The 17,241-nt window shown below is 64.9% G+C and carries 19 protein-coding genes; 9 read left to right on the top strand and 10 right to left on the bottom strand.

Annotation, left to right across the window (positions count from 1 at the left end):
- Positions 1-7: 7 nt before the first annotated feature.
- From IEY38_RS00540 to IEY38_RS00525, 4 genes are read right to left on the bottom strand one after another with little or no spacing between them, the layout of a single operon-like run.
- Positions 8-658 (bottom strand): class I SAM-dependent methyltransferase, encoded by a 651-nt coding sequence (locus IEY38_RS00540; RefSeq protein WP_188974509.1) that lies wholly within the window; start codon positions 656-658, stop codon positions 8-10.
- Positions 655-1,551, bottom strand: coding sequence for a thiamine-phosphate synthase family protein (locus IEY38_RS00535; RefSeq protein ID WP_188974508.1), 897 nt, complete (start codon positions 1,549-1,551; stop codon positions 655-657). The genes IEY38_RS00540 and IEY38_RS00535 overlap by 4 nt, the downstream gene beginning before the upstream one ends.
- Positions 1,551-2,138, bottom strand: a complete 588-nt coding sequence (dcd, locus tag IEY38_RS00530) for a dCTP deaminase (RefSeq protein ID WP_004591373.1) — start codon at positions 2,136-2,138, stop codon at positions 1,551-1,553. The genes IEY38_RS00535 and dcd overlap by 1 nt, the downstream gene beginning before the upstream one ends.
- A 41-nt stretch (positions 2,139-2,179) precedes the next feature.
- Complete coding sequence (locus IEY38_RS00525; protein WP_229775189.1) at positions 2,180-2,902, bottom strand: YIP1 family protein; 723 nt, start codon at positions 2,900-2,902, stop codon at positions 2,180-2,182.
- 98 nt (positions 2,903-3,000) lie between these two features.
- Here IEY38_RS00525 and pth2 point away from each other — a divergent pair, with 98 nt between their 5' ends.
- The 3 genes from pth2 (at position 3,001) to psmB (ending at position 4,835) form a co-directional block, all read left to right on the top strand.
- Complete coding sequence (gene pth2, locus IEY38_RS00520; RefSeq protein ID WP_004591375.1) at positions 3,001-3,339, top strand: peptidyl-tRNA hydrolase Pth2; 339 nt, start codon at positions 3,001-3,003, stop codon at positions 3,337-3,339.
- Between the two features lie 69 nt (positions 3,340-3,408).
- Complete coding sequence (gene psmA, locus IEY38_RS00515; protein ID WP_004957832.1) at positions 3,409-4,143, top strand: archaeal proteasome endopeptidase complex subunit alpha; 735 nt, start codon at positions 3,409-3,411, stop codon at positions 4,141-4,143.
- Positions 4,143-4,835: an archaeal proteasome endopeptidase complex subunit beta gene (gene psmB, locus IEY38_RS00510; RefSeq protein WP_188974506.1), complete on the top strand. Its 693-nt coding sequence runs from the start codon at positions 4,143-4,145 to the stop codon at positions 4,833-4,835. The genes psmA and psmB overlap by 1 nt, the downstream gene beginning before the upstream one ends.
- 56 nt (positions 4,836-4,891) lie before the next feature.
- Here the strand turns inward: psmB and IEY38_RS00505 are convergent, their stop codons facing one another.
- From IEY38_RS00505 to tenA, 5 genes are all read right to left on the bottom strand, one after another.
- Positions 4,892-5,287: a universal stress protein gene (locus IEY38_RS00505; RefSeq protein WP_188974505.1), complete on the bottom strand. Its 396-nt coding sequence runs from the start codon at positions 5,285-5,287 to the stop codon at positions 4,892-4,894.
- Between the two features lie 83 nt (positions 5,288-5,370).
- The gene (locus IEY38_RS21585; protein ID WP_268238725.1) at positions 5,371-5,499 is read right to left on the bottom strand and encodes a hypothetical protein; all 129 of its coding nucleotides are present in this window, start codon (positions 5,497-5,499) and stop codon (positions 5,371-5,373) included.
- On the bottom strand, positions 5,496-7,004 hold the full coding sequence (locus IEY38_RS00500) for a sodium:solute symporter family protein (protein WP_188974504.1): 1,509 nt from the start codon (positions 7,002-7,004) through the stop codon (positions 5,496-5,498). The genes IEY38_RS21585 and IEY38_RS00500 overlap by 4 nt, the downstream gene beginning before the upstream one ends.
- Entirely contained in the window at positions 7,005-7,769 is a 765-nt protein-coding gene (locus IEY38_RS00495; protein ID WP_188974503.1) for a TenA family protein, read from the bottom strand.
- Positions 7,766-8,425: a thiaminase II gene (tenA, locus tag IEY38_RS00490; RefSeq protein ID WP_188974502.1), complete on the bottom strand. Its 660-nt coding sequence runs from the start codon at positions 8,423-8,425 to the stop codon at positions 7,766-7,768. The genes IEY38_RS00495 and tenA overlap by 4 nt, the downstream gene beginning before the upstream one ends.
- A 202-nt stretch (positions 8,426-8,627) precedes the next feature.
- Between tenA and IEY38_RS00485 the strand changes: the two genes are divergently transcribed.
- On the top strand, positions 8,628-9,551 hold the full coding sequence (locus IEY38_RS00485; protein WP_188974501.1) for a thiamine-phosphate synthase family protein: 924 nt from the start codon (positions 8,628-8,630) through the stop codon (positions 9,549-9,551).
- Between the two features lie 22 nt (positions 9,552-9,573).
- Here IEY38_RS00485 and IEY38_RS00480 read toward each other — a convergent pair whose 3' ends face one another.
- Entirely contained in the window at positions 9,574-10,545 is a 972-nt protein-coding gene (locus tag IEY38_RS00480; RefSeq protein ID WP_188974500.1) for a C-terminal binding protein, read from the bottom strand.
- 159 nt (positions 10,546-10,704) lie between these two features.
- Here IEY38_RS00480 and IEY38_RS00475 point away from each other — a divergent pair, with 159 nt between their 5' ends.
- The 5 genes from IEY38_RS00475 to IEY38_RS00455 all read left to right on the top strand — a co-directional run bounded on the left by IEY38_RS00475 (position 10,705) and on the right by IEY38_RS00455 (position 17,027).
- Complete coding sequence (locus tag IEY38_RS00475; RefSeq protein ID WP_188974499.1) at positions 10,705-12,108, top strand: short-chain fatty acid transporter; 1,404 nt, start codon at positions 10,705-10,707, stop codon at positions 12,106-12,108.
- Between the two features lie 78 nt (positions 12,109-12,186).
- Complete coding sequence (locus IEY38_RS00470) at positions 12,187-13,536, top strand: MFS transporter (protein ID WP_188974498.1); 1,350 nt, start codon at positions 12,187-12,189, stop codon at positions 13,534-13,536.
- Positions 13,537-13,825: 289 nt separating this feature from the next.
- Positions 13,826-15,208 (top strand): tRNA pseudouridine(13) synthase TruD, encoded by a 1,383-nt coding sequence (gene truD / locus IEY38_RS00465; protein WP_188974497.1) that lies wholly within the window; start codon positions 13,826-13,828, stop codon positions 15,206-15,208.
- 70 nt (positions 15,209-15,278) lie between these two features.
- Positions 15,279-15,974, top strand: a complete 696-nt coding sequence (locus tag IEY38_RS00460; protein ID WP_188974496.1) for a phosphoribosyltransferase — start codon at positions 15,279-15,281, stop codon at positions 15,972-15,974.
- A gap of 390 nt (positions 15,975-16,364) precedes the next feature.
- Complete coding sequence (locus tag IEY38_RS00455) at positions 16,365-17,027, top strand: ribonuclease H family protein (protein WP_188974495.1); 663 nt, start codon at positions 16,365-16,367, stop codon at positions 17,025-17,027.
- Positions 17,028-17,241 lie beyond the last annotated feature (214 nt).

Here is a 17,241-nt window from a genome sequence, read left to right as displayed (position 1 = left end):
CGTCCCGTCAGGGCACAGTCCCGCTGAGCAGTCCGGCGAAGCCGCCGGCCATCGTCTCGTACCGCCTGTCGACGGTCCGCTCGGTGAGTCGGTCGCGGGCCGCCCGCACCCGTCGCTCGAACGCGCTAGCGTGTGACCGCGTGGAGAGCCGCGTCCCCGGCGCGGAGAGGCGGACGAACCCCTCGAACACGAGATTCAGTGGCGCGGCGAGAACGCTGGGGCTCCGCTGGAAGTTCAGCAGGGCGACGCGGCCGCCGGTGCCGACGCTGTCACACCACGCGTCGACCGCCGCCGCGGGGTCCTCGAAGATGCCGGCGACGAACGTCGCCAGAACGGCATCGGCCTCTCGAATCGGCGGACGGGCGGCATCGGCCTGCACATAGTGTACGCTTTCGCCCGTCCGCGCGGACCGCTCGCGGGCGCGGTCGAGCATTTTTTGCGTCACGTCGATGCCGACGACTCGACCTGCCGGGGCGACTCGCTCGCGGAGACGGGGGACGTTCGCGCCCGTGCCACAGCCCATCTCGACGACGGTGTCGCCGGGTGCAAGCGCCAGCGAGTCCGCCGCTCGGTCGCGCCAAGACGCCACACCCGGCGCATTCGCTACCCAGTCGTACACTTGCGCCCACCGGCCGTAGAACGATTGCGCGTCGGTCACAGGATTTCGCGCGCCGTTTCGGCGACCGATACGGCGTCGTCCCCGAGCAGGTACACCACCGGCTCGATCCCCATCGCGCCAGTGTGATAGAGCACGTCGGCCCCCGGGTCGTCAGCCAGCGCAGCCGCGACGGCCGGCTCGACGCTCTCCTCGGCATCGAACTCGACGACGGTGAGGCCCGCGTCTCGGAGCGTGGCCACGACAGACTCGTCGTAGCGGACGTTCAACACCGCGCGGGCGTCGCTTCCGGCAGCCCGCGCTGCCAGCAACAGCGTCGCGACGTGCTCGCTGACGCCGAACTCCGGGTCCGACGGAATCGTTGCCCGTCCTTTCACGTCGAGGATCCGCCCCGGGACGGCGGCCACGTCGTCGATGCTGTCGGCGTCAGGGAGACACTGAACGAGGTTCGACCCCACCGCCGGGATGAGCGTCGCGAACCCGCTCGTGTTTTCCAGCACACTGAGTCCGCGCCGCACCGAGGCGAGCGTCCGCTCGGCCGTCCGAAGCTGTGAGTCCGGGTCGTGGACGGCGAACTCGTCGTCGTAGTCGCCCAGTTCCGGGACCGCGTCCTCGTGTAACTGTGCGAGGACACCGCCCTGTTCGAGTTCGCGGATGAACACTTCTGTCTCGACCAGCGCCTGAACGGAACTCATATCGCCATTTGCCAGCCCGTCGGCCAGCCGCTCAACCAGTTCTTCCAGCCCGCGGTGGGCCAGCAGGTCCTCGTGGCGCGCCACGTCGCCGTGGACATACTTCGACACCGCGCTCTGGCTGATTCCCAGCAGGTCGGCGACCTCGGACTGCGTCAGCCCGCGCTCTCTGAGAGCGTCGGCCAGCAGCGAGCGAAACGTCGGCAGGAAGTCGTCGACGACGATTTCCTCGATGAATCGCACTATTGGTCGCCTCCAAATTCTCTATCTCCCTGTATCTTGCTCGCCTGCGGCCCGGACTGGCCCTGATACTTCGAGCCGCGTTCGGCCCCGTACGGACGGTCAGCGGGCGTCTTGAGTTCCGTGAACGTAAGCTGCGAGATTCGCATCCCAGGCGTGAGCGCTACCGGCGCGGTGCCGAGGTTCGACAATTCGAGCGTGATCTGCCCCTCGTAGCCGGGGTCACACAGGCCGGCCGTCGCGTGTACCACGATTGCCAGCCGGCCCAGCGACGAGCGTCCTTCGACGTGGGCGATGAGGTCGTCGGGGATGGCGACCCGTTCGTGGGTCGTCCCAAGCACGAAATCACCGGGGTGGAGGATGAACTCCCCGCCCTCCTCGATGACGGTTTCCTCGACGTAATCGGCGACTTCGTCCTCGGAGTTCGGGTGGATACAGGGGATGTTGGCGTGCTGGAACTCCAGAAACTCATGCCCGAGACGGAGATCGACGCTGGCGGGCTGAATCTGGATGTCCGGGTCGTCGAGCGGCTCGACGACGAGGTCACCCTGCTCCAGCCGTCGGAGAATATCCGCATCTGAGAGTATCATGAGAGTGGCGTGTGCGGCCGGAAGCCTAAACTCCCCGATTCTTATGAGGCGATCACGGGAAGCGTCGCAACGATGACAGCGATGGCGACCGCCGCGTACCTGCTGATCTCGTGAACGACTCTGAGGCCGCCGGCCCAGACGTACGCCTGCCAGGCTGCGGTCCCAACCTGTATCGCGAGAAAGACGAGCCCCGAAAGGCCGTTCTGGAGACGCCGAACCTGTTCGGGCAGCAGTTCCGGCGAAGATGCGGAGAGATCGGTATTGGCAGCGAAAAAGACGAGTGCAGCACCGCCTGCGGCAACGCCGACCACGGAGGGCAGCAGTCCCCAGGCAGTGATCTCCGCTGTCTCGCCGAACCGGCCGAAGCCACCGGCTAGCTTTGCGCCGACATACAAACTGAGCATCAATCCGATCCAGACGATGATGAAACCGACGAACAGCCCCGGAAGGACCTCACTCGCATAGTCCCAGATGAGCGACCCGACTTCGACAGTTTGCGTTGCCGGTTCGTCACAGCCGGAAACGGTTATTCCGCCGACGCCGCCGTCTTCGCACATCTGGTCCGGCGGCCGTGCGGGGTTGTCTCGCTCGACAGTGCCGGTGAACTGTGTGGCGAACAGCCGCAGCGAGATTCCGAGAATGGCTGTTACGGCGACGGCGATCCCAAGAGCGAAGGCACCGCCACGGTACCCGTTCAGCCGCTCACGCCGCTGTTCGAAGAACGACCCCGGTCGCAAGAGGAATGTCCGGATGGCGGAGGGCATCTCCGGGGTGTGCTCGGCCACGGCGTATGTACTCTGTGGTATGTGCAACCGTGGAGGGAGTCCGACGGGAGTTTAAGTACGGGTGGCCATGTAATCGTATGAAGCAGGCTATCGTCGCGCGGGCCGACATCGGCATGGGCGAGGGCAAGCTCGCCGCCCAGGTTGCCCACGCCTCGCTGTCGGCCTACGAGGACGCCGGCCCGAAACCCCGGAAAGCCTGGAAGGGCGCGGGGCAGAAGAAAGTCGTCCTGAAGGCCACCAGCGAGTCCGAGCTGTTCGAACTCGCAGACGTGGCCGAGCGCGAAGGCCTGCCGCATGCGGTCGTCCGGGACGCCGGCCACACACAGCTCGATCCGGGGACTGTTACGGCACTCGCCGTCGGCCCCGCCGAGGACGAGCTGGTGGACCGCGTCACCGGCGACCTGCCGCTGTTCTGAGGGCAGCGGCCCGCGATACGGTTATATAAGAGCAACCCTAACCTCAGGTGAACAACAACACGATACATTATGCAAGGAAACGAACAACAGGCCTACGACCGCGGGATTACCATCTTCTCCCCGGACGGACGCCTCTATCAGGTCGAGTACGCACGAGAAGCCGTCAAGCGCGGAACCGCCAGCGTGGGGGTCCGCACCGAAGACGGCGTGGTCATCGCCGCCGACCGCCACGCCCGGTCGCCGCTCATCGAGCGCGACAGCATCGAGAAGATCCACGAGATCGATTCCCACGTCGGTGTCGCTAGCGCGGGTCACGTGGCCGACGCACGCCAGCTTATCGACGTGGCGCGCCGGCAGTCACAGGTCAACCGCCTGCGCTACGACGAGCCGGCCTCCGTCGAGTCCCTGACCAAGGAGATCACGGATTACATCCAGCAGTACACTCAGACCGGCGGCGCACGCCCGTTCGGTGTCGCGCTGCTGGTCGCCGGTATCGAGGACGGCGAACCGCGCCTCTTCGAGACGGACCCATCGGGGACGCCCTACGAGTGGCAGGCCGTCGCCATCGGCGGCTCCCGCGAGGACATCCAGTCGTTCCTCGAAGAGGAGTACGCCGAGGGGATGGACCTCGAAGGCGGCATCGAACTCGCGCTCCGGGCGCTGGCCTCGGTCAACGAGGACGGCCTCGACGCGACCGGTGTCGACATCGCCACCATCGATGTGGAAAGCGAACAGTTCGAAAAGCTCGCCGAGGACGACATCGCCGAGCGGCTTGAAGAGTTCGAACTCGGAGGTGAGGAATAATGCACGACCCCGAGAACCGACTGACTGATGCCTACGAACCCGAAGTCGGCACACTGCCGAACGAGGACGGCGGGCGCGACGAGGAGAACGTCGTCAAGACCGGCACGACAACCGTCGGTCTCTCGACGGAGAACGGCGTCATCATTGCGACGGACCGGCGTGCCTCTCTCGGTGGCCGCTTCGTCTCGAACAAGCAGGTCCAGAAGGTCGAGCAGATCCACCCGACGGCCGCGATGACGCTGGTCGGCAGCGTCGGCGGGGCCCAGTCGTTCATCCGCTCGCTTCGCGCCGAGGCCGACCTCTACGAGGTCCGCCGCGACGAACCGCTCTCGATCCACGCGCTGGCGACGCTTGCGGGCAACTTCGCTCGCGGCGGCCCGTACTTCGCCATCAACCCCATCGTCGGTGGCGTCGACGAAGAGGGCAGCCACGTCTACAGCGTCGACCCAGCCGGTGGTGTGCTCGAAGACGACTACACCGTCACCGGCTCCGGGACGATGGTCGCAACGGGGACCATCGAGGGGCAGTACGACCCCGAGATGACCCTCGACGAGGCCCGCGGTCTTGCGATCCGAGCCGTCAACGCCGCGGCCGAGCGTGACACCGGGTCCGGCAACGGCGTCGTGCTTGCCGAAATCACCGACGAAGGCGTCGAAATCGACGCTTTCGACGACTACGAGTCGGCCGAATAACCCGGCTACTCAGTTTTCGGTTTCTTTGCGGTCGGTTGTCAGCGGCCAGTGGCTGCTCAGTCTCGTGGCACGACCCGCATCGGATAGTCCGACTGCCGCATGATGTCCTGGGCGACGCTGCCGAAGATGAGCCGGTCGGTTTGGCTCCGCTTGCGGACGCCGATGACGAGTTCGTCGGCATCGACTTCCTCGGCGATGTCGAAGATGTCCGCAGCCGGGCTGTTCCCCCGGATTATCTGGTAGGTCTCGACGGACACCTGGTCGCCCAGTCGGTCCGAGACGACTTCGAGTGCGGCTTTCCCGTCGGCGACCGCTGTCGATGACGTGCTGTCACCACCGCGCTGTGAGTTGACCGCGTAGACGCTGTCGTCCGGGTCGAGGACGCCTTCGAGATACGAACACAGTGTCTGGCTGACTGTCTCGGAGTTCGTCGCGAGCACGAAGGTCTGCATACGAGATGTCCGCCACCCATCATGATAAGTATGTGTACTGTTACCGCGAACCACTTTCTGTCCAGGCTCTTCCGGCCGTCGGGCTACTCGGTCAGGACCAGCCAGCCGACGGCGAGAAAGACCCCGAGCACGAGCAGAATCGACCCCCAGGCCAGCGCCGCGAACGCTGTTGACCCGAGTGCGGCAAGAGGGACGATAGCCGGCAGAGTCATTGCTCTGACCCTCCGTCGGCCACCGGATCGTCGAGCGCACGGACTTCCCGGCCGAGTGCGTCGAGGTCGGCGTCGGCCCCGCCCAGAACTGTCGCCGCGACGGTGAGAGCGGCCGAGACGAGCGTTGCACCGGCGAAGGCAATGAGGAACGACGGCGCTGGCAGCATACTCCCGACGCCTGGTATGGCGCTGACGAGGCCACGGAGCGACGGGAAGTAGGTGAACCCGACGAGTAGCCCCGCGATGCCCGAGACTACCGCGCCCGGACCGGTGAGCCGCTCGGTGTAGAGACCGGCGAGGAAGGGCACGAAGACGCCAGCGGCCAGCAGGTCGGCAGTCAGGAACAACTGGAGGACGCTGTACCCCTGTGCGCCGATGAACATCGCGGCGAGCGCGACAGCGACTGTCAGCCCACGGCCGCCGAGCCACAGGGTCCGCTGGTCGGGGTCGTCGAGCAGTCGAGCGAGGTCAGCCGTGACGACGCTGGCGATAGCGTTGAACATGGTATCGGCCGAACTCATCACCAGCAACACAGCGAGGACGACGATGGCGAGGGTCACCCACGTCGGGAACGCCTCCGCTACCACGAGGAAGAAGGCGATGCTGGCGGAGCCGGACTCAGTGAGGCCCAGCCCCGCGGCTGCGATACCGAACAGACCGGCGAGCAGGAGCATCGGGACGACGACGATGGCGGCGATTCCCATCCCACGCCGCAAGGCGCCATCCCCGTCGGCGGCGTACACCCGCTGCCAGACGCCCTGATTCAGCATATTCGCGCCCAGAAGCGCGAAGGCCACGTACAGCCCGAACTGCAGACCAGGACCGAACGTCGGGTCGAGCAGTGTCGGGTCCGCCGACACCACCGTCGCGTGGAACTCGCTCGTGCCACCAAGTGAGAGGAGCGCACCGGCGAAGCCGACGGCCAGAAGCGGGAGGATGACCAGCGTCTGGACGGTGTCGGTGACGATGCTGGCAAGCAGGCCGCCGTAGGTCGTGTAGACGAGGACGAAGCCGCCGATGAGCAGCGAGGTCTGCCAGAGCGGCACATCTGCGACGAGCGCGAGCGCGCCAGCGATGCCAGTCATCTCCGCGGCGAGGAAGATGAACATGTAGAACACTGAGACCAGCAGGACGAGCAGGTACATTCCGGACCCGAAGCGGGCGTAGGCGAACTCCGTCAGCGAGTGGCCCGCGGGCATCACCTCGCGGATGCGAGCGCCGACCGGGATAAAGAGGACGAGGGGAATCGCGCTGCCGATGGCGTAGCCCAGCACGGCGGGGAGTCCGCCGAACGCGGCCCCGGCCTCTGCCGGACTCAGCAGAATCCAGACGCCCATCATCGACGCGATGACCGTCGCAGCGAGGGTTCCGCTGCCGGCTGAGTCACGAGCAGAGATGTACGTCTCAACCGAATCGATGCGGCCGCGTGCGGCGAAGAGGCCGACGCCCGTGAACACGAGGACGGTCGCCGCGGTCAGGCCGAGAACGACAGCGGAGGAGACCATCTACGGACTCACCTCGCTGTCGACTGTTGCTTGGGGCTTCTCGTAGGCCGTCTCGAAGAACTGTCGTTCGAGCATGACCGTGCGGTCGAACAACGACGCGACGCGGGCTTCCCGGTGGGGCGAAAGTGTCGGTCCGATGGCGTCGAGTTCGCCCCGGAGCCAGTCGACGAACGCGACGAAGGAGTCGACGGCGTGGAGGTCGACCCACTCGGCGAAGTAGAACGGCAGTCCCATCCCCGCGCTGGGAAGCCCATCGCTGTCCGGGTCACCGTGGGCCGTGGCAGCCGCCGTCGCCCACGACTCGTATATCCACTCTGCCGGAACGAGGACGGCCAGCGTCTCTGCGTATCCGCCTTCTCGGGCAGCGCGACCCGGTAGGTCGATGAACGCCGCCGTTGCATCCGTCGGCTCCGGGTCCTGCCAGCGCTCGTCCGCGACACCCAGCGCAGCAAAGGAGCGCTCGAAGTAGTCGTCTTCCTCGTCGGTCACGGTATCGAGGAACTCCACAAGCTGCCGCTTGGCGGCCATATCCGGTGCCTGTCCGACCGCGTGGCCGAATGTGCCGACGAGTTCGTCGACGAACGCGTAGTCCTGTACCAGATACTCGGCGAACGCGTCTTCGTCGAGCGTTCCGGCCCCGAGTTCCTTGACAAATCGGTGCTCGACAGCGGCGTCCCAGTCCGGCTGACTCTGTTCCCGGAGCCAGTCAGTAAACCGGGGCTCGTCTGTGTGTTCGGCGTACGCCGCGTACGTCTCGCCTGTCATAGCTCCCACCCCTCCTGCGTGTAGGCCATCTCCCAGAACCGATGTTCGAGTTTCGCGCTCGTGCGGAACGCGTCTTCCATGGCATCGTGTTGGCCGGGATAGCGCTCGCCACAGCGGTCGACGTACGCCCGACACCACCCCGTCGCCTCCCGGAAGTCGTCGCTGGTGTACATCTCGATGAACGGCGTGTACCGGTGTTCGCCGTCGGCCAGGTCAGCCATGTGTTCGGCCACGTCGAGGTAGCCCTGCATACAGGGGTACAGCGCGGCGGCGATCTCCGCCTCGTGTCCCTCGTAGGCCGTCCGAACGAGGAAGTTCGTGTACGACAGACACGTCGGAGCCTTCTCGGTCGACTCCAGCTCGCGCCGCGAAATGCCGTAGTCCGATGCGAACTCCCGATGCAGGTCCATCTCGGTGTCGAGCACCTGGTGGGCGACCCCGAGCAGGTGTGTCATCGTCGACTCGTCGCCGGCCGTCGCCCCAGCGAGCGCGAACAACCGTGCGTAGTCTTGCAGGTATCGGTAGTCCTGTTTCACCCAGTGTTTGAATGCCGCCTCGTCGAGCGTCCCGTCGGCCAGTTCGCGAACGAACGGGTGGTCCTTCTGTGCGTCCCAGATGTCCTCACCGATGTCGAGCAGGTGGTCGCTGAATGCCATTGGTAGCCAATACAACAAACTCCGACGTATTATATCCTGCTAATACAACCAAGTTGTACTCGCTGGAGAGAACGATGCGCACAGCAACTGCGGGGTTTGGGTGTCTCGGGGCCGTTCTGGCTGCTTGCACCCACAGTGGCGTAGTCGACCGACAGCGTTCGTAGTCCCAACTGCTAAACGAACTACGCACTCACTTCCGGTAATGACACTGCAGTTACCGAGTGAGATCGTGGTCGAGCGATTTCTCCCGACGGCTCGGGCGATGCTCGCCACGAGGCTCGACGAGGAGGGCTGGACCCAGCAGGAGATCGCCGACCAGCTCGGCGTGACACAGGCCGCAGTGAGTAAATACGGCAGCGGTTCGGTCACCATCGAGGAGCGGTTCCGGGAGGACGCCCGGATGCAACAGACCATCGAGCGCATCGCCGATGGGCTGGCCGCAGGCGAGATGGACGAGTTCGCGGTGCTGGGCGAACTGCTCGCTCTGGTGCGGGAGTTCGAGGACCGCGGTCCCATCTGTGCGGTCCACGAGGAGGAGATGCCGGCCCTGCAGGGGATGGGCTGTGACCTATGCGTTCGGGGGACAGACACCGCAGTACAGGCGGAGCGAGCCGTGCTGTCGTCGGTCCGGCGAGCCACGCGACTGCTGGCGAACAGCGATATCATCGTCGACGCCATCCCGAACGTGGGGATGAACGTCGGCATGGCGCTGCCGGACGCTGCAGACGCGCTCGACGTGGCGGCGGTTCCCGGCCGGATTCACGACCTGCGAGGGCGGGTCAACGTCCCATCGAACCCCGAGTTCGGCGCGTCGGAACACGTCGCGGGGACGATACTGGCTGCGATGGCGGTCGACCCCTCGTGTCGAGCGGCGCTCAATCTGACGACCGATGAAGCGTTCCTCGATGCCGCCCGGAGACGGGGTATCGAGCCGCTGGAGTTCGACGCCGGCTACGAGGATCGGGACGAACGGCTCGAAGCCACTTTCCGCGAACGCGGCGACGTCCCCCGTGTTATCTACCACGGCGGCGCGTTCGGCATCGAGCCGATAACCTACGTTTTCGGTGAGTCAGCGGTCGAAGCTGCTGAGCTCATGATCGAACTCCTCGACGCTGCTGACACCTGAGCTGTCTCGTTCGCCGAGCCCATCAGAACCAGCCGGTTTCGAGGTCGATGGGATTCTCGGGCGCCTCGCCGCGCAGTACCCGGATGACGTCTTCGGTCACGGTTTGTGTCAGTTCGACCCGGGACTCCTCGGAGTACCACGCGACGTGGGGGGTACAGACGACGCTGTCGAGGTCGTGCAGCGGCGAGTCGCCGGGCGGTTCCGCCTCGCGAACGTCCAGTCCGGCCCCGCCGAGATCACTGCTGACGAGTGCGTCGTACAGCGCTGTCTCGTCGACAAGCCCGCCCCTGGCCGTGTTCACGAGCAGCGCGTCGTCGCGCATCCGGTCAAGCGCGTCCGCGTCGATCATTCCCCGAGTCTCGTCGGTCAGGGGGGCGTGCAGCGAGACGATATCGGAATCGCTCAACAGCGTCTCGAAGGTGACCGACTCAACGTCGAGGTCTCCCATCCGGTACTCGGGCGCGTACGGGTCGTATGCGATGACATCAACGTCGAACCCCCGGAGCTTCGCGGCGAACCGGCTGGCGAGCTTGCCGAAGGCGACGAGACCGACGGTGCTGCCGGCAAGGCGACGGATCGGCTGTCCGACAGCCCACTCCCACTCGCCGCGCTTGACCGAGCGGTCGAACGTGGGTATCTTCCGCAGGCAAGCGAGCACGAGCGCGAACGTATGGGTCGACACCTCCTCCACAGAGTACTCCGGGACGTTGACGACCGACACGCCGGCCTCGACCGCTGCCTGCACGTCGATGTTGTCCACGCCGATGCCGGCCCGGCCCACCACTTTGAGCGAGTCGGCGGCGTCGATGACTTCGGCCGTGACCTGCGTGCCGGCGTCGACGATTACCGCGTCAGCGTCTTTCACTGCGCGTGCGACGGCCGCCGGCTCTTTCGCTGCTATCGTTTCGACGGTCGCGTCAACCGCGTCCAGCACCGCCGCCCGTGTCTCCCCGTCCATCACTTTAGTGTCAGAGACGACGACTTTGTATGTCATACGCTGGCTTGCCTCGGGCCCGAAATAAAATCATCTGTCAGGATCGGTCCGGTCGTCGAAATCGCGCCACAGGACTGTGGCTGCACAGCGGTGATTAGCGGAGAACTGACAGAATAGTAGCAAACATTTATGATATATTCGCGAGGAGGTGGCAACAGTATGTCGGCTAGTAACACAGGTGAAACTTCCCTCGAACGTATCGGCTATCGACTCTCTGCGTGGGTGGAACGGTGGATGCCGAGCCCGTTCCTGTTCGCACTCATCCTCAGCTACGTCGTGTTTCTGGCCGGCGTCGGTCTCACTGGCTCCGGCCCAATCGAGATGGTCCAGTTCTGGTACGACGGGTTCTGGGCCTTCTTGACGTTCTCGATGCAGATGGTGCTCATCCTGATGACGGGCTTCGTTGTCGCGTACCACCCGCGTGTCAACGCCGGCATCCGCCGGCTGACAGAGATTCCCAGCACCGGAAAGCAGGCGGTCGTCCTCGTCGGTCTGTTGACGATGCTGCTTGGCTGGGTACACTGGGGACTGAGTCTCATCCTCGGCGCGATCTTCGCCCGTGAGATGGGCAAGACCGCCCACGAGAACGGCATCGACGTCCACTATCCGGTCCTCTGTGTCGCGGGCTATCTCGGCCTCGGCCTCACCTGGCACTGGGGGCTGTCCGGGTCCGCGCCGCTCTTGCTTGCGACGGAGGGCAACGAGTTCATCCAGCAGGGCGTCATCGACGTTGTCGTCTCCGCCTCGGAGACCATCTTCCACCCCTACGGCCTCATTCTAACTGGCCTGTCGATAGCCTACGCGCTCGTCGTCCTCTACGTCATCACGCCGACCGGCGACCAGGCGCGCGGTATCACGAATTACATCCCCGAAGACGACCTGTTCGAGTCCGCGAGCGACGGCGGCGTGGAAGCGACTGCCGCCACCAATCCGGTCCCAGCCGAGCGTCTCAACCACAGTCGCGTTCTCGGCGGGATTATCGGCTTGACCGGCATCGCACTCGTCGCCTCGCAGTTCGTCCAGACCGGTATCGATGCGCTCGGGCTGAACATCGTCAACTTCGGCTTCCTGACGATTGGCATCTTCATCTACATGGACCCACAGACCTACAGAGAGAAGTTCGGCGAGGCGGCGACTGCCGCGTCGGGCATCGTGCTGCTTTTTCCGTTTTTTGCCGGCATTCAGGGGATGATGGCCACCTCTGGACTGGCGCAGCTGATGGCCAACGCGCTTATCTCGGTTTCGACGACCCAGACGTTCCCAGTCATCGCCTGGCTCACTGGCGCGACGGTCAACATCTTCGCGCCGTCCGGCGGCGGTGAGTGGATCATTCTCGGACCGCCGGTTCTCGAAGCCGCGCAGAACCTCGGTGTCCCGGCCGGGCAGGCGACGATGGCATACGCCGTTGGTGACGCCCACACGAACCTCCTGAACCCCTTCTGGGCGCTGCCGCTGCTCGCAATCACCCGCATCAAGGCCCGTGAGATGTTCGGATACGCCATCGCGATGTTGCTCGCACTCACGCCATTCCTGGCTGTCGTGCTGTTCGTCCTGCCGTACTGAACAGGGACTCCGGCGAGACAGTACGGCCGATTGCCCCTTCTTCGAGCGTTAAGTTGGTGGGGAAACTGCACTCCGATAATGGCAACTGAGACAGGGACCGACGAGGATGTGGACCTGCTCAACACCTTCCGACAGTTCTTCGCGCTGGAGCGGGACGTGCTCGTCCTGTCGCTGTCCATGCTGGCGTTTAGCCTCGCGTTCCAGATGACCAGCCGGTATATTCCCGAGTACATGCGGATTCTGGGGGCCAGTGCCGGCGTTATCGGTCTGTACGGCAGCGTTGGGAATCTCATCAGCGCGGTGTATCCCTATCCCGGGGGCGCGGTGTCGGACCGCATCGGCTCGCGGCTGGCGCTGACCGCCTTCGCGACGCTGGCGACGGTCGGTTTCGGGGTCTGGTATCTCGCCTCGGTCATCGGCGATATCACGCTCGGCGCGACGACGCTACCGGCCTGGACGCTCGTCTTCGTCGGCCTCTTTCTCGCACAGGCCTGGAAGTCCTTCGGGCTTGGCGCGACCTTCGCCATCGTCAAGCAGAGCGTTCCACCACAGCGACTGGCGATGGGGTTCGCCAGCACGGAGGTGTTCCGCCGCATCGGCTTCCTGCTTGGACCGCTCGCCGCCGCGGCGCTGCTCGCGACGACTGCGACCTTCGTTGACGGCTTCCAGCGCGTGCTACTGGTCGCCCTGGCCTGTGGTCTCGTCGCCACTGTCGCTCAGCACTTCCTCTACGACGCCAGCGAGGATACGCTCGGAAAGTCCTTCGAGGGCATCGACCAGATACTTGCCGACCTGCGGACGATGCCGGCGACGCTTCGCCCGCTGCTGGTCGCCGATACGTTCGTCCGCTTCGCTAACGGCATGGTGTACGTCTTCTTCGTCATCGTCGTCACCGAGTTCCTCTCTGTGGGGTTCACCGGCTTCGGTGTGCAACTGCGGCCCGACGCCTTCTTCGGTGTCCTGCTCGGCGTCGAGATGGTCGTCGCCATTCTCTCGATGGCTCCCGTCGCAAAACTCACCGAATGGGCCGGCCTCAAGCCCGCCGTCGCGCTGGGCTTTCTCGTCTACGCCGTCTTCCCGCTCCTGCTCATCTTCGCACCGGATGACCAGTGGGTGCTGGTGCTGTTGTTCGCGTTTTCGGGCCTCCGTTTTGCCGGCTTGCCCGCCCACAAAGCCCTCATTGTCGGCCCGGCGGAACAGGACACCGGCGGCCGCGTCACCGGGACGTACTACCTCCTTCGGAACACGCTGGTCATCCCCAGTGCCGCGCTCGGCGGGTGGCTCTACGGCAGTGAGTGGGCTATCTCCATTGGTCCCGTGGTGCTACAGGCCGGTCCGGAACTGGCCTTCGGCGTCGCGACAGTTGTCGGGCTGGTCGGCGTCGCGTACTTCGTCGCCTTCGGCCGGGAGTTCGAGGCGTACGAATAAATCGCCGTGCCGGCCTCCCACTCCTCGCGTGGCGGGAACTCCTCGCCACAGCGCGGGCAGTACCGCATCGGTGCGCGGGACTCCTGGCCGTCCCTGTCGAAGGTAATCTCTCGTCCGCAGCTCTCACATGCTAGCTTTGGCATCGTGGTGCTCTCCGGTCGCCCGCATAGCCACGACCTGAGACTAGATAGAGTATGTCCCGTGATAACACTAGGTATCGACTGAGAGACGGACCCACGCCGAGTCCGCAAGCGCCAATCATAAGCGCCGAGCCGCGAACAGTCGACCAATGCAAGCGGCCCACCCAATCGAGCGCGCGGTCGGTATGGAGTACTACGTCAGCGACGCCGACGGGGTGGGCGGCCGCCTCCGCTCGTCGCCCGCGGACTTCCGCGTTCAGGAACTGGAAGCGTTCGACACTGAACCGATCGACGCCGACACCGGGGCGTACCCACATCTCGTCTTCCGGGCTGAACTGCGTAACTGGGAGACCAACGACTTCGCCAGCAAACTCTCCGACCGGTTGGGCATCTCCCGCGAGCGGGTGTCGTGGGCGGGAACGAAGGACAAGCGCGCGGTCACGACCCAGCTGTTCTCGGTGAAGGGAGTCGCGGCAGAGGACCTGCCGGAGATCGGCGGCACGGATATCGAGGTCATCGGCCGCGCCGGCCGCCCAATTCTCTTCGGCGATCTGGCGGGTAACGCCTTCGAGATTGTCGTCCGCGACACCGAGAACACCGATAACGCCGCCAGCGTCGTGGCGGACCTGCGAGCCTTCGCCAGCGGGGACGACCCGACAGCGAGCCAGGGCCGGTCCGGCGACGCCACGCTGCCGAACGGCGACACGACGGTCGGCGTCCCCAACTACTTCGGCCAGCAGCGGTTCGGGTCGCGCCGGCCGGTCACCCACGAGGTCGGGCTGGCCATTGCCCGTGGCGAGTGGAAAGACGCGGTTCTCGCCTACGTCGGAAACCCGAACGAGCGCGAACCGGAGTCGACGCAGGAGGCGCGGGGATACGTCGACGAAACCCACGACTGGGCCGGCGCGCTGGACAAGCTTCCCGGTGCGCTGGGCTACGAACGCTCCATCTGTCACCGGCTGGTCGAGAACGGAGCCAGCGAGCCGGAAGATTTCCGCGAGGCGCTGGAGGCGCTTCCGTCGAACCTCCAGTCGCTGTTCGTCAATGCCGCCCAGTCCTACGTGTTCAACCGCATTCTTTCGGAGCGGCTGGAACGGGGGCTCCCCTTCGATCGACCCGTCGAGGGCGACGTGGTCTGTTTCCGGGACAGCGACGCGCTGGAGGACTTCCCGATTCCGGACGCCGACCGCACCCAGCAGGTCACGGCGAAGCGGCTGTCGACCGTCGAGCGCCACTGCGAGCGCGGGCGAGCGTTCGTTACCGCGCCGCTGGTCGGGACCGACACCGAACTCGGGAGCGGCGAGCCGGGCGACATCGCCCGCGACGTACTCGACGACGTGGGTCTCGAACAGGGTGACTTCGACCTCCCCGGGGCGTTCGACAGCGACGGGACGCGGCGGGCTATCCTGCTCCGGACGGACCTCGGTGTCGAGCGCGACGGTGCTGACCTGACGTTTACCTTCTCGCTACCGAAGGGGAGCTATGCGACGGTCCTCCTCCGTGAGTTCCGGAAAGGTGACCCGGACGCGTAGCGGTTCGACCGTGTTCGGCAACTGATGCGGAATATGCAACGGTTAAGTCCGGCCACACACGCCATCTCGTATGGGCGAGCTACCGGACGAGTTTTCGTGTACCATCACCGACTGGGAGTACATCTATGGCCTCTGCCGGGACGTGGCCGACGACGTGAAAGCCGCCGATTTCGAGCCCGACGTGGTCGTTGCGCTGGCACGCGGCGGCTGGTTCGGCGGGCGCTGTCTCTGTGATTTCCTCGGGCTTGACGACTTGGCGAGCCTGAAAGTCGAACACTACGTTGGGACCGCGGCGAAAGGCGAGGAGGCACAGATCAAATACCCGCTGGCCGACGGCGCGGTTGAAGGGAAGGATGTGCTGGTCGTCGATGACATCGCCGACACCGGCCAGTCAATCGAGACAGCCGCCGAGTGCGTGCGCGACCGAAACCCGAGTAGCGTCAGAACGGCGACGCTCCAGTTACTCCAGACCAGCGACCACGAACCGGAGTTCGTCGGCGAGCGACTCGACGAGTGGACTTGGGTCGTCTACCCCTGGAACTTCGTGGAAGACATGGTCGAACTCACCGCAGGCGTGATGGAAAAGAGCGACCAGCAGACCCACACCGAAGACGACATCCGCCGTCTGCTGCGGGATTTCCACGGCGTTAGCCGCACGAACTTGGAAATCGCACAGCCGAACCGACTGGGCGAGGTCACGGCCGAGATGGAACGGCGGGGCGTCGTCAAATCGGTCGGCGACGGCTGGCAACTCACCGACGACTGAGCAGGCCAGTCGCGGTAGCCCGACAGGCGTCGCTCACATCCGCTAGTCTCGCCGTCCACTATCGCTAGTCGCGCGTCCTCCGCTAGTCAATAAAAAGCCGATTAGCGACGGCTGCGACCGTCGTCTCGGACGTACTCTAACGCGCTGACGAACAGCTCCGTGTCGACCCGGTCCTCTGACTCTTCGATTCGTTCCCGGATTTTTGTTGGAGTCATGTGTATTGGTAACATTGTTCTACGTCGATATAACTCTTTCTCACCATCTAACATATTCCGCGCGGACACAGGTCTGACACAGTAACTGGACCGTCCGGTGGACCCCAAACCGCTGTACCGAGGTGACGCCCCTGTCGAGGGAATATATTTATACCTTGCTCACCCAACGGAAACTATGGCCGCTTACGGCCGGCCGTCACTTCGAGACCTGTTCGATGAATCACCGACGCCGCACATCGCGCATCCGCCGCGGAGTCACCATCGAGACTTCTACATCGCCACAGACGGGTCGTTCAGGCCCCACAACGGCACGACATCGCCCGACAGCGAGTCGGACAGCCCGACGGGCGGGCTGGGTGTCGTCGTCGAAACTCTCGACGGTGAGCGCGTCGTCAGGCTATCTGTCCCGGACACCTGCCCCGACAACAACGTCGCGGAGTATCGGGCGCTCCATCTGGGACTCGACGTGCTTGCGAGACGGGCCCCACCCAACGCCCGCGTCGGCTTACTCATCGATCATGACCAGCTCGCCGAGAACGTGAACGCGGAGGTACTGGCCTCCCACGGCTCCGCCTACGATCCGCCACACTCCGTGTCGGTCCCGCCGGCGACAGGGCTGCACTGGCGCGGGATTCAGGCACGTATCAACGGGTTCGGCGAGATCCGTGCCGCGCGGATCTCCGGCGATCGTAACCCCGCCCATCCGCTGGCGAACGCCCCCGACCAGTACGCACACGTCAATGGCGAGCCGGACCGGTGTGTCCTCCCTGACGCGCCGACGGTAAGCGAACGCGTCCCGCCGCCGTCACGTGCGGAGCGTGGCGGCGCATCGGACTGACGGGACCCGCCCGGTAACTGCCGACCGGCGACATCGTCTTCTTTCACATCGCCGTCGACAGCGCGCGTAGCCATAGTACCACCTCGCTCAGCACACGGTTGTCGTGCTTGAAATATCACATACGACTACAGTTCTGAAAAGAAGATCGACTACGGATAGAAATACTTGTAGCTGGGGGCTCCGACGCTCTCCGCCAGTCCCCTTTCACAGGTAA

Source organism: Haloarcula sebkhae (assembly GCF_014647415.1).
GTDB lineage: Archaea > Halobacteriota > Halobacteria > Halobacteriales > Haloarculaceae > Haloarcula > Haloarcula sebkhae.
This window is presented reverse-complemented; position numbering and strand designations above follow the sequence as displayed.